Genomic DNA, 12217 nt, shown 5'->3' on the forward strand with positions numbered 1-12217 from the left:
GGAAGGCGCGAATCCTTAGGCGACAAGAGCATAAGACGAATTGCAAGAGATAGTTCCCTAGCCACCACAACAGAGCTACTCATTTCAATAACATTGTGAAAAGCTTCCTCCTGAATTAACTTCCGCGTGACTTGATCCTTGCGCCGATCGCGTCTGGCCGCCTCAAGCCGCCACATCCCGCACTAGTACGTCCTAGCTTTAAATCACGGCGCCCTGTCGCTTCGCTTGACTTGTACGTCGTTTGACATTGAAAAACTTAATTCGAACCAAATACTGAATCTCGTGACTTTATCATGAGAGGTTCAAGGCAATTGATTCCCATTCATTGAAAGTGATGTGCAGTTTTGCTATATTATCATTAGTTTGGTTTTATTCAACTGTCTTTGACGCACAAGCCTATTTTTTTTTCATATATTAGTAAAGGGTGGTTATTGAATGGCTTACGTAATTACATCTCCTTGTATCAGCGAAAAATTCGGCGAATGTGTCGATGTATGTCCTGTCGACTGTATTGAAGAGGGGGAAGAAATGTTCTTCATCGATCCGGACATTTGCATTGACTGTGGCGCATGCCAAGCCGTTTGTCCGGTAGAAGCAATCTACCATGAAGAGGAGTTGCTCCCAGAGGATAATATATATATAGAAAAAGCCAGAGAATTTTACGCTTCAAAATAATTTTCCAATAAAAACAGGACGAAAAGTGCAGACACTTTTCGTCCTGTTTTTTTGCTTTAATAGATCGGCTTTCTCTTATGAAGATAGGTGCTTTCAGCAATTTATTGCAGTGAGCCATTCCATTATTCGCAGTTTTCTCGAATATTTTTTTCGTCCGCCTATACACAAAAAACCCAACTGAATAGAATAAAAAAGAATCACCTAGGTGGCAGAGAGGAGGATAGCGATGTCTAAAGAGAAGAAAGAAAAGGTCATTAATGTTGAAAACTTAGTCATCCATGCACAAAATGTTGATTTCATTCGGGATCGCCATAGAGAAAGAGAGGTCAAAGAAAGAGAGAGCCATGAAAGAAATCCATGGGAATTCTTTTTGGGGAGGCCGCGCCACACGCACACAGTAGATGGTGAAGAAAGCACTGGCAGACCCGAGTAGTCCACGGGTTTCAGTTTGAATATTTACAGTAAAATTAGAAAAATGGGTAAATACCCTTCCAAAAGTAGATAAAATGCATATTTTATGGTAAGGCCCAATCAGGGGCCCTTAATGCCTTTCTGACGAGACTTTGTGGGAAAGAGGTGAGTCATTTGTTTGGATACGGCGGCTTTGGCGGCTGTGGATTTGGTGGATATGGCGGCGGTTTTGGTTACGGCGGCGGTTTTGCACTCATCGTCGTGCTGTTTATCCTGCTGATTATTATCGGAGCAGTATGCTTTTACTAATATAAGAAGTGCTAACACAAGCCGCTTCCCGAGGAGGCTGTCCTCAGCCACCACATGGAAGCGGCTTGTGACCTTCAAAGGGCTCCTGCTCAGAACGCGATATCCTGTTCGTCCTAGCCTAGTCAAAGAAAAAGATTATAATTTTCATATCGGACTTTACCCAAAAAATGATCATCCCGGTCTATTCAATTAGATTGACTAGGATGATTATTTTCTGAAAAAAGAATACTCAATGGCAACGATCGCTTCCCAAAATATTGGCAAGCTATTCTAATTTTTTTCCCAATCTTCAATGAACGCACGAAATCGTTCCGGTTCATCGAGACGGATCGCCGTTTTCGTGTAATTTTTCTTAAAGCCCAAAAATAGACTCGCAGTAAGAGGGTGCTTGAATTCGATAATGCAATGCGGCGGCAGTGTTTCAAAGTCCTTTGCAATGAATTCAATCGTCTCTTTTGTATTAATTTTCTCCTCCTCCGCTTCACGTCCCCACTTTATTTCTTTTATTTCTTCCAGTGGAATGACGATGCGCTTCTCAAGCCCAAGGGATACGAAAATTTTTCCATCCTGGACAAACAATGGATTTAATCTTATCGCCTGAATATTTCCAATGAAAAATATGACGGTATAGACGTTTAATAGAAGCATTATGACCGAGAGGATAAGCGATTTTTCATGAATCAGCCAATGGATGGCCGCTGTTTCTATAATGATGGCATGAATCAACATAATATAAAATGCGATAAGGCTCGATTTTTGATGTAGTGAAAAATCAAACTCTGCCCTTGGCACTTTCTTCTTCCAAGAAGCAAATACATAATAGAGCATCAAAAACTCCGCGGTAAGAACCTGCAAAAGTATGTGATTTCCTACCCGTTTTTCCACAGCAGATGGGAGAGAAAACAATAGGCTTTCGTTATGTGACTTCACCCAACGAATGATGCCAGGCAAACGCCAAATGAGCAGTGCCACCAAGCCCAGTTCAGCCAAGAGTATGAGAACCTCGACACCGATAGCGGCAAGCGGGACGTAAGTAAACGGCTCGAAATAAGCACTCGGAATAAGGAACCTTGCAAATACAAGACCAGAAACCATCCATGCAATAAATGCTTTTACCGTAATCCTTTCCCTGCGTTTCAAAAACAAAATAAGGAGTGGTGCCACAACGGCCAAATCAATCAATGAGCCAATGACAACCCAATTTGCATCAGCAGGAAGAACTAAGGAAGTTAGCGGAGAGCGATACAATAAAGCATTGGAGCCAAGAACGAGAACAAGTAAAAACAGTAAAATATAAAACCGGCGGTCTCTCTGAATATCTGTCATCAAAAACACACCTTTTTTCTTTTATCTTACCATAATAAAAGCGCAAGGCGCTCGTTTAGCGACGTACAAACTGGAGCGATTCACGGCAAAGAATGCAGGCTCAAATCGCGACATCTTGTCGCTTCGCTTGCATTAGTACTTCCTGTACGTCAGCAGGCTCAAACCGCGACGTCCTGTCGCTTCGCTTGCATTAGTACTTCCTGTACGTCAGAGCCGATGTTGACTTATCGGAGGAAGAAGTGTGAAGTTTGCTAGTTGCTGGGCGCTTGGAGCTAGACATAGAAAAACTTAATTCGAACTGAATATTTCATCTGATCTTATACTGTCCTACTCTATAAAAAAAGCCCCGCTATTATGCGGGACTTTCCTTCAACATTGAAAAATAATCGACTTATAGCAAATGCGCCTTGGCGTATTTACATACAGATTTTATCTAGCTCAGCTCGATAAATCCCTCCGAAAATCTGTGGCATCCGCCGGCGACTTTATACTTTCATCTCACGATTTACAAAAGTGGAGACTTCTGCTGAATGAAGTTAGAACCCTGTAAAACCACCGAATAAGGGTTGCAAAATCGAGATAATGAGCTGCATCCAATCAAAAAACAACAAAATCCCAATGATAATCATCAAGTAACCGCCAATTTTCATAAAAAGCTGTCCGTTTTTCTTCAGGAACGTCATTTTGTCCAAGAATAAGGACATGAGAAGGAATGGAATGGAAAATCCAAGCACATAGGCTCCCATATAAAAAAGTCCCTTCCCAGGATCTTGGGTGATCATCGCGGCCACTCCCACTAAAATAGGTCCTGTACATGGGGTCCAGCCAGCGGCAAAGGCAATTCCGATCAGGACAGATCCAAAATAACCAGCCGGCCTGTTTTGAAATTGAATCTTCTTCTCCATATTTAAAAAATTAAAACTCAAGATACCTGTCAATACCAGTCCAAAAAACACCATTACAATGGCCCCTACTTGTCTGAGAAGGTCTTGATATTTGACAAAAATATCTTCAAGAAGGGTAGATGAAAGACCCAAGACTAAAAAAATGATAGAAAATCCTACTAGAAACAGAATCGTATGAATAAAAGCCTTCTTTTTAAATATCCCCCGTTCTTCCTTCATCTCATTAACAGTCATTCCAGTAATATATGACAGGAAAGCCGGGTATAAAGGAAGTGCGCAAGGTGATATAAAAGATAAAAACCCCGCTCCAAAAGCAAGAAATAAGTTTATTTGCTGCATTTTTTAATCACCAGCCTCATTTTATATCATATACATCCACCTTAGCAAAAACAATCGACTTTATTGTGAAATAACTGTGCCATTTTATCGAAAAATATAGTCACATGTAAAAGCATAATTTGAGGAGACTAGCTAAAATGACAATGTGTTCTGCCATTTGGCTATAGCTCTAACACCTGAGGCTGAATAAACCGCTATACTATTTCTTGTCCAATCCCTTCTGCAAAAAATGAAACATTTACCTTCACAAAACCGTATGAAAAGATAATACAAAACCAGGAAGGGAGCATTAAACATGCAGGAATACATGCTCAAGTATATTGAAGTCTATGAGGAACTCCGTCAAAAGATGAAATGGAAAGTGACAGATAATAAAATTTTAATGACAATTGCATCCTTCTATGCAATGAATCCAAAACCTTTTCAAATGGAGTCTTATCTGCTGATTGCAGAGGCAATTAAACGGCAGGCCCGTGCTTTCTCTTCTATAAAATCGGAATCCCGGTATATTGCTGCCGCTATGCTGGATGTTGGCTTCGAACAGGCCGAAAAACAAATTCCTTCATGGTTTGCTGCCTACGATGAAATGGTCAACGCTAAATTCAGAAAAGGTATATTCACTTATATCGCGGCGGCTGTATTGATTAAAAATTCAGGGTCTGCCCCTGAAGAGTATCGTTCAATTATCGCGAGGGCAAAAAAAATTTACGAAAGGATGAAGAAAGAGCATTTCTTTTTGACATTCAGTGAAGATTATCCCCTTGCAATGCTTCTGGCTGCAACACAAACTGATCAAATCATTGAGCGCAATGAGCGTTTTTATGACGCCTTGAACCGTAACGGATTTCGAAAAGGAAACCATTTGCAAATGCTGAGTCATATTTTGACACTCGCCCACGAAGAGAGCGCCGAAGTGTTGGTAAGCCGGACCACTCAAGTGTTTGACCAATTCAAAGAAGTCGGTATCAAACAAAAAACACTGTATTATCCAGTGATGGGAATGCTTGCCATGATCCCTCCTGCGGAATTAGATGTGCAGGAAGTTTATCAAGCATACGAGCAACTTAATCAGACAAAACCATTCAAATGGCAAAAGGATTTGAACGCAACTCTTGCTGCTAGCTTTTATGTAAAAAATAAATTGGAACATTCAACTCTTATAGAGTCAAGCCTATTTACAACAATCGAAACTATTTTACAAGCTCAACAAGCAGCTATGACCGCTACTATAACAGCTGCTGTAGTCACTACAAATTCAAATTCAGGAAGCTGAAAAGCTGGGGATGAACCATGATTTATGGCATCCCCGGCTTTTCAGTTCTTATGGCGAAATGTGTGACTGCAACTATGTACTCAAACCCTGAATAAGAAAGGCACCGACCTCAAAAAAATATTGCACTAGTCTCTCAAATCGAGAAGAACTTTTAATGTGAGTTGTGATGTAAACTTCACAGTACATTTATTTCGTCATTTGTAACAATTCAAGTGTACAATTCGAACAATAAGTTTTACCCTATATAAAATAGATGTACTATTGTTTGAGGAAAACTATTCTAGGATTGGTTGATTAACAAAATATTTTCTTCAAAAAAATGGGTTTTAAAAACATATTACAAATTTTTTGTGAAACTTAGTTGCATTATGGAAAATCATACATATCTTTTGAATGTTAGATTTAAATATAGCCTTTCTTAATTGACATTGACAGGTTATCAGTCAAGAAGTATGATAGAACCACCTAATTGATAATCAATATCATTTAGTTCAATTATTAAATTTAGCTTTTAAAGATTCTCTTAAAAGTGATAAATTGAATTTTCCACGTGAAGTGCCGAATCATGTAGATTGGATTGCTGCAATTCTTGCTATACGTTCAGCCTTATTCCATTTAAATATTGAGGCATTGTCGAAAAAAAAATTCTTCTACAAGTGTGGGTTGTCGCCGTGAAAGTTGTTACCTTAAATCCGTTACGATTGGTGTGAATTGGCAAATTGTTTGTACATGCAATATTTGCTTTCGTTCCGCGGCATTTTTTACTAGATTCATTAATTGAGCTACCTCCTTTTTACATAGGCACTTGACTGACTATCAGTCAAATAAATAGAGTGAAATTTTTAAAAAGAATTTATTTGAGTGACAATCGGTCAAAAGTTGAGAGTAAGGAGCTGATAGTAAAATGGCGTTAAACGTAGCCAAGATTCATGATTTATTTGACCAGTTTACGGAGTTGGTAGAAGGACAAGTTCAGCAAAGTAATTTGGAACAAAAACTTACCATTCCTTCTCACATAGGTAAGGGTAACGTGACAAGAACACGGATTCGTCCCGGTATGGAAATTATGATGACGGATATTACTTTCAAGCAAGATATGAAACTTCAAATTCAGGAATCCTGCCAATTATTTGAATTGAGTTATTGTATTAGTGGCGAGATCCATTGCGATTGGAACGGCAAGAGCAGCCATACGATTTCACAAACGGGGAATGTCCTCTTTCTAGAGGATGTTCGAGTCTTTGAAGAAAAAAAAGCAGATATCCGAAATCAGCTTCTTGAAATAAGGTTCACGCCCGATGAACTGTTGCGTTACGCTGAGGATGTAACAGAGCAACGGAAAATGGAGACTTGGCTTAAACATCACCGTGGAAATATTGATCAATATCCGACCACTCCGGCCATCCAAAGATGTGTATCCGAAATGATCCATTGTACACATCTTGGAACAATGAAAAGGTTGTATATGGAGAGTAAGGCATTAGAATTTTTATCCTTATTTGGAGAGTCAGATGGATACGATAATATCGGAGGAAGCATAATGCTGCGCCGCGATGATATTTCCAGGCTGAAACATGCCCATGAACTAGTGCAACAGCATCTTGAACAGCCACTATCAATTCGCGAATTAGCAAGGCGAATTGGGATGAATGAATTTAAGCTAAAAAAAGGATTCCGCGAGTTGTTTGGCATGACAATTTTTGAGCTTGTGCGTCAAAAAAGGATGGAGAAAGCACTATGGTATATGGAAGTAGCACATTTGAATGTCGGAGAAACGGCTGCTTCGGTTGGCTATAGCAACGCCAGCAATTTCACCACGGCTTTTCGCAAGCACTATGGCTGTAATCCAAGTGATCTTATAAAACGTATCAGTCAACTGAATATGGAGCAAAGCAAATTGAAAAATGATTCCAATCAATAGCTTTATACAAGCAGACCTTTATTAAGAAATGACCTGTATTATCACATTTGTTTAATGCTTCGCTGTATCAATTAATTGCATCTATGTACACTAAAAGCGGCTCGACATTAAGGAGGATATAATGTCAAGCCGCAGCAACGTATAGCTCAGATAGATCTTTTCTGCACTTTTTCAGGGAAAATATGCGATTGCCAAATCCCCCGTAATCGGATTGGAGTAAACCTCACAATCAATTTCATAAACTTGCCTGATAAGCTCCTTTGTTAAAACTTCCTTGGGCCTTCCCGAGACAAGGACCTTCCCTTGTTTGATCACATAAAGAATATCACAATACGCAGATGCCATAGAAAGATCCTGCAGTGCAGCAAGAACGCCAATATTTAGCGATTTGACGACAGTTAGAATCTGCAGCTGATATTTAATATCCAAATGATTTGTTGGCTCGTCGAGAATTAAAAATTGGGGTCGCTGTGCTATTGCTCTAGCCAGTATCACACGTTGTTTTTCACCGCCCGATAACGTCAAATAACTCCTATCCGCATACTCAGTCAGATTGACCCTTTCCAATGAATCCGCAACAATTTGATAATCTTGTTTATTATCTAATTCCATGAGATGCTTATGAGGTGTTCGCCCCATCATCACCATCTCACGAACAGTAAAATCAAAGCTCAATTCATTGAATTGACCAACCACGCTCATATCTTTTGAGATCATGCGCGCTGATGATTTCAAAACATCCGTCTCCCCCAAAAAAACAGAGCCCTTTTGCGGTTTAATGACTTTATAAATACTTTTTAACAAAGTGGATTTCCCACATCCATTGGGCCCAACGATTCCGACAAACTGTCCATTCTCCACTTTAATACTGATATCTTTTATAACGTCTGTCCCCGCTAAAGTGACTGATATGTGATCTGCTGTCAGGTTCAATTTACTTCCCCCCGAATCCATAACTTTTTTTGATTAATATATACATAAATACCGGTGCGCCCAGAAGGGACGTGACAATTCCAATCGGCAATTCTCCATTCGGTATGATGGTTCTCGCAAACACATCCGTCCATATCATGAATAAGGCACCAAAAAGAATAGCGACAGGAACAAGCCGCTTATGGTTTGAGCCGACAACACTGCGTACTATATGGGGAACAATCAAACCCACAAACCCGATAATTCCGCAAGTTGAGACAAGAACACCAGTGACGATCGAGGAGATCACCATATACACCCGTCTATAATTGTTTAGATTAATTCCCAACGTAACCGCTGTTTCTTCCCCCATTAGCATCGTATTCATGACTCTGAATTGAAACAGAAAAAAGAGCGCCGCAGCAAGGACTACTGCCGTCACAAGCGGAAGCGTCCCCCACTCCGCAGATGTCAAACTTCCCATTGTCCAAAAGGATATAGATCGAATGCCCTCGGCATTTTTGGCAAAGTAAATAATAAAGTTGGAAAAAGCACTACACAGCGCGTTAATGACCGTTCCGGCCAAAATCAGTTTGACTGAGGAAACTTTCCCGCCGATGCTGGCAAGGCCCAAAACAAGAACGGCTGCTGCCAACGCGCCAATAAACGCCCATGAGGCAACACCAAACTCTCCAAGAATTCCTCCTATACCAAAACCGAGCATAATCGCGAATGTCGCGCCTAGTGAAGCACCGGACGAAATTCCGAGTAAGAACGGGTCTGCCAGCGGATTTTGAACGGATGCCTGCATGACGGTTCCACAAAGCGCCAATCCAGCGCCGGTTACCAACGCCAGCAGCACTCTCGGAAAGCGGATTTGCCAAATCACATCCAAAAACATGGCACTTTCATCCGCTGTGATGTGGTCGGTTTGTATCCCGGTGATTTGCTCCACCAAAATCCAAAAAGATTGACCGAAAGGAATGGATACTTGCCCAATGGATACCGAAACGACGATTGAAATTCCAACCGCAACAACCAGTACAGCTACGATTACCGAGAAAAGGGATCGTTTTTTTATCTTGCTTTCTGTATCAAACAAATTGTTTTTGAGTTCTCTTCTTTGTGCAGTTGCCATGCCTATTCTCCTTTGAATAGTTCAGGATGAACATACTTGGCAACATCATTGTACAAATCCGTAAGTCCGAGACTCCCGCGTACTGCAGTTGTATACTCGACAACCTTCACGTTGCCGGTTTTAATTGCAGTCGCATTTTTCAATTTTGGATTGAGCAGATATTTATTGATCAATGCCTCACTATCTGATTTTTGGAATCCAGTGATGATGATTTTGTCGGGATTCACCGATAGAATAGATTCCTCCGACATCTCTACATATGTTTCCTTAGATACTTTGATATACTCGCCGCCCACGCCTTCAATTATTTCATCAATAAGGCAAAGTGATGGGCCATAATAATAAGTCGTTTCTCCGCTCGTTCCAAGCAGCAGAACTTTTGGCTTATCCTTTGTCTGTGACGTTTTTTTCTGAATTTCACTGATTTGTTCTTTCTGCTTCTCCACAAAGGCATTCGTTTTCTCTTCGATATTCAGTACGCTGCCCAAATTCATAATATCCTCGAAAAAACTGTCGATAGTGCGTCCAGTTGTATAGTTGATTCCGGCAAGCACAGGAATGCCTCTCTTGTTCCAGAAAGAAATATCTCCTATTCGTTCTTTCTGAAATGCGGATGACATGGAAATAATCAAATCCGGTTGCAACTCCAGAATGGCTTCCTTGGAAGGCCACATGTCCGTCATAATCGGGAGCTTTTTAATTTGTTCCTCATATTCAGAAAAGGATTTGTCCAAATATGCCAGTCCAACGATTCTTTTCTCTTCGCCAAAGGCAATCATCCACTCCGCGAAACCTTGCCCAATCACCACAATGCGTTGCGGTTCTTTTTCAATGGTCTGCTTCATTTCTGTACCTGCATCGTCATAAATCGTCAAGGTCAACGGGTAATGACTTTTTCCCATCGAGTTGCCTTCAGTTGCTTCGGGACGATTCTGATTAGACGCTTTTGGTTCAACTGTTTTTTGCGAGCAAGCGGACAACATGATCAAACAAAGGATCATGGTCATAAAAATAGCTACGTTTTTCTTTGTAAACATAAATTCTTCCTCCTGGTATTAGACAACTTGATATTAAGTGTTATGTTGATTTCGTAGAAAACTAAGGCAAACAAAAGCTGCTAGAGCAAGTGCTCCGCAAGCCGTTAAAGAGACGGAAAATGCTCTTACATAGTCGGACAGGGTTGCATTTTTCAAGGGCTGTTGCAAAGCGGTAGAAAATAAAATGCTAATCAGCGCAACACCCAGCGAGTTTGCCAAGTACATCACAGTATTGAACAGACCTGAACCCGCCCCTACATTCTTCGCCGGCACAGTACCAAGTACAACTCGGGTAAGCGGCGTTGTGACCAGTCCAAGTCCCATGCCATACGTTAGCAGAAGCACCATGTATGGCATCTGCAACAGATGCATCGCATCGATACGCAGCAACAAGACAAATAAAAAACAACAGCTTGCCGTGATCAACGCACCTGTTTTCAGCACAGCCATCCCCCAACGGTCTACCACTCGCGATGAGATCAGAGAGGTCAGGAAAAAACCGCAGCCAAGAGGCAGAAAAGCGAGACTCGTCGCTTGGGCATCGAAATGCAAACCAAACTGCAAATAATACGTCAAGATAAAAAAGAAAGAAAACATGCTAAGGTAAATTAAAACAACGGAAAGCATCCCCACGCCAAATAAACGTTGCTTAAAAATAGTCAAATCGACAAGCGGTGCGTTCTCACATTTTTGCTTATGAATTTCTACTGCTATAAATGCAAGTAGTAACAGCAGTGAAAGAGCCAGACAACCCCATATCCAATGCGGCCATCCTTGTTTTTGTCCTTCTGATAACGGATAAACAAGCAGAAATAGCCCGCTCATAATAAAGAATGTACCGGTCCAATCGATCCTTTGGGTCGGGTTGCCATGCGACTCCGGCAGAAATGGCAAGCACAAAAGAACAAGAATACCGAAGGGAACATTGAAAAAAAATACAGTTCTCCACCCCAAATCAAACACGTTCCAATTGACTAGAATGCCTCCCAGAGTGAGCCCAAATGCAAACCCGAATCCGAGCAATGCACCGTAAATGCTGAAGACAAACCCTTTTTCCCGCGGTAAAAAATTAACTTGCATCATGGAGAGCACTTGGGGTTGTATAAGCGCCGCAGCAAGTCCTTGTACAATCCGAATGGCAATCAGGAGAGTCGGACTCGTAGCCAAGCCTCCCAGTATGGCCATGAGGGTAAACCCGCTCACCCCAATTAGCAGCAGTCGTCTTCTACCGTATATGTCGCCAAGCTTTCCACTGACAATGAGAGCTACGGCCAGACTGAGAGAAAAGCAGGTCACAATAAGCTGTGCATCGGAAAAACTGGCGTTCAAACTATTCTGTATCAAGGGTAACGCGACCTGTATCATATAGGTATTTAAAGAATTAAGCAGTATAGGAAGTAGAATGACCGCTAGTGTATACCAACGGCGCGGATCAAGCTGCTGCTCCAGTTCTTCGCCGGCTGTTGAAGTATGATTGAGCATTTGTATCTCCTCCTTAAAAACAATCTGCTTCAAGTCCTTCCGCAATGTTTTAGATACGAGTTACAGAATATAAGGCATCCAACATCCATATGTTTTTCAAAAAACCACTCCCCTGTCCTTCTGTTTCTCCCAATTATTGATATGTCCTAAACGGAAATTCATTGAAAATAATTATCAATGATAATGATTATCGATTGATTTGATTTTTTTGTCTACCTGTTGCGGGAGCTTCTCCTTTTATTGAGGGAGCAAAAATTCAAGAGAACAAATGAACCTTGCGTTTCCATTGTTTATCTTTATGATTAATGTTTCATGAAAGAGTAAAAGAGGGTTAGGAGAACTTCCTCCCCACCCTCTTTTACTCTTTCATCTCTAACTCATCTTGCTCACAAATTTGGATGTTAGCTTTCTAATAGCCTAGCCCATTGCAGGTATTAGTCTTTTATTCTCTATATTTATGTGTAATGCTTTAGAAAGCGCATGTGTAGA

The 12217-nt window shown here is 41.0% G+C and carries 11 protein-coding genes; 5 read left to right on the plus strand and 6 right to left on the minus strand.

Annotation, left to right across the window (positions count from 1 at the left end):
* The first annotated feature begins 435 nt into the window (after nt 1-435).
* The 3 genes from H9631_RS05875 to H9631_RS05885 all read left to right on the plus strand — a co-directional run bounded on the left by H9631_RS05875 (nt 436) and on the right by H9631_RS05885 (nt 1395).
* Entirely contained in the window at nt 436-675 is a 240-nt protein-coding gene (locus H9631_RS05875) for an indolepyruvate ferredoxin oxidoreductase subunit alpha (RefSeq protein ID WP_191810877.1), read from the plus strand.
* Between the two features lie 226 nt (nt 676-901).
* Nucleotides 902-1108: a hypothetical protein gene (locus H9631_RS05880; protein WP_191810879.1), complete on the plus strand. Its 207-nt coding sequence runs from the start codon at nt 902-904 to the stop codon at nt 1106-1108.
* A gap of 152 nt (nt 1109-1260) precedes the next feature.
* Nucleotides 1261-1395: a YjcZ family sporulation protein gene (locus tag H9631_RS05885; RefSeq protein WP_191810881.1), complete on the plus strand. Its 135-nt coding sequence runs from the start codon at nt 1261-1263 to the stop codon at nt 1393-1395.
* 270 nt (nt 1396-1665) lie between these two features.
* Here H9631_RS05885 and H9631_RS05890 read toward each other — a convergent pair whose 3' ends face one another.
* A complete protein-coding gene (locus H9631_RS05890) occupies nt 1666-2721 on the minus strand; it encodes a beta-carotene 15,15'-monooxygenase (RefSeq protein WP_191810883.1) in 1056 nt (351 codons plus the stop codon).
* A 536-nt stretch (nt 2722-3257) separates the two neighbouring features.
* Nucleotides 3258-3965, minus strand: coding sequence for a cytochrome c biogenesis CcdA family protein (locus tag H9631_RS05895; protein WP_191810885.1), 708 nt, complete (start codon nt 3963-3965; stop codon nt 3258-3260).
* Between the two features lie 295 nt (nt 3966-4260).
* Between H9631_RS05895 and H9631_RS05900 the strand changes: the two genes are divergently transcribed.
* Together H9631_RS05900 and H9631_RS05905 are read left to right on the plus strand one after the other, a co-directional pair.
* Entirely contained in the window at nt 4261-5238 is a 978-nt protein-coding gene (locus H9631_RS05900) for a DUF4003 family protein (RefSeq protein WP_191810887.1), read from the plus strand.
* A 904-nt stretch (nt 5239-6142) separates the two neighbouring features.
* Nucleotides 6143-7159 (plus strand): helix-turn-helix transcriptional regulator, encoded by a 1017-nt coding sequence (locus H9631_RS05905; RefSeq protein WP_191810889.1) that lies wholly within the window; start codon nt 6143-6145, stop codon nt 7157-7159.
* 171 nt (nt 7160-7330) lie between these two features.
* Here the strand turns inward: H9631_RS05905 and H9631_RS05910 are convergent, their stop codons facing one another.
* From H9631_RS05910 to H9631_RS05925, 4 genes are read right to left on the minus strand one after another with little or no spacing between them, the layout of a single operon-like run.
* Nucleotides 7331-8092 (minus strand): ABC transporter ATP-binding protein, encoded by a 762-nt coding sequence (locus H9631_RS05910; protein ID WP_191810891.1) that lies wholly within the window; start codon nt 8090-8092, stop codon nt 7331-7333.
* 1 nt (nt 8093) lies between these two features.
* Nucleotides 8094-9209 carry a FecCD family ABC transporter permease gene (locus H9631_RS05915; protein WP_191810892.1) on the minus strand — a complete coding sequence of 372 codons (1116 nt, stop codon included), beginning with the start codon at nt 9207-9209 and terminating at the stop codon, nt 8094-8096.
* Nucleotides 9210-9211: 2 nt separating this feature from the next.
* Complete coding sequence (locus tag H9631_RS05920) at nt 9212-10246, minus strand: ABC transporter substrate-binding protein (RefSeq protein ID WP_191810894.1); 1035 nt, start codon at nt 10244-10246, stop codon at nt 9212-9214.
* Nucleotides 10247-10279: 33 nt separating this feature from the next.
* A complete protein-coding gene (locus tag H9631_RS05925; RefSeq protein WP_191810896.1) occupies nt 10280-11728 on the minus strand; it encodes an MFS transporter in 1449 nt (482 codons plus the stop codon).
* Nucleotides 11729-12217: the final 489 nt, after the last annotated feature.

It is taken from the genome of Bacillus norwichensis (assembly GCF_014836955.1).
Classification (GTDB): domain Bacteria; phylum Bacillota; class Bacilli; order Bacillales; family Bacillaceae_C; genus Siminovitchia; species Siminovitchia norwichensis.

What these genes read in the sequence shown, in the direction of transcription:
- H9631_RS05875 (WP_191810877.1), top strand. Translation starts at nt 436, where the DNA reads ATGGCTTACGTAATTACATCTCCTTGTATCAGCGAAAAATTCGGCGAA.
- H9631_RS05880 (WP_191810879.1), top strand. Translation starts at nt 902, where the DNA reads ATGTCTAAAGAGAAGAAAGAAAAGGTCATTAATGTTGAAAACTTAGTC.
- H9631_RS05890 (WP_191810883.1), bottom strand. Translation starts at nt 2,721, where the DNA reads ATGACAGATATTCAGAGAGACCGCCGGTTTTATATTTTACTGTTTTTA.
- H9631_RS05895 (WP_191810885.1), bottom strand. Translation starts at nt 3,965, where the DNA reads ATGCAGCAAATAAACTTATTTCTTGCTTTTGGAGCGGGGTTTTTATCT.
- H9631_RS05900 (WP_191810887.1), top strand. Translation starts at nt 4,261, where the DNA reads ATGCAGGAATACATGCTCAAGTATATTGAAGTCTATGAGGAACTCCGT.
- H9631_RS05905 (WP_191810889.1), top strand. Translation starts at nt 6,143, where the DNA reads ATGGCGTTAAACGTAGCCAAGATTCATGATTTATTTGACCAGTTTACG.
- H9631_RS05915 (WP_191810892.1), bottom strand. Translation starts at nt 9,209, where the DNA reads ATGGCAACTGCACAAAGAAGAGAACTCAAAAACAATTTGTTTGATACA.
- H9631_RS05920 (WP_191810894.1), bottom strand. Translation starts at nt 10,246, where the DNA reads ATGTTTACAAAGAAAAACGTAGCTATTTTTATGACCATGATCCTTTGT.
- H9631_RS05925 (WP_191810896.1), bottom strand. Translation starts at nt 11,728, where the DNA reads ATGCTCAATCATACTTCAACAGCCGGCGAAGAACTGGAGCAGCAGCTT.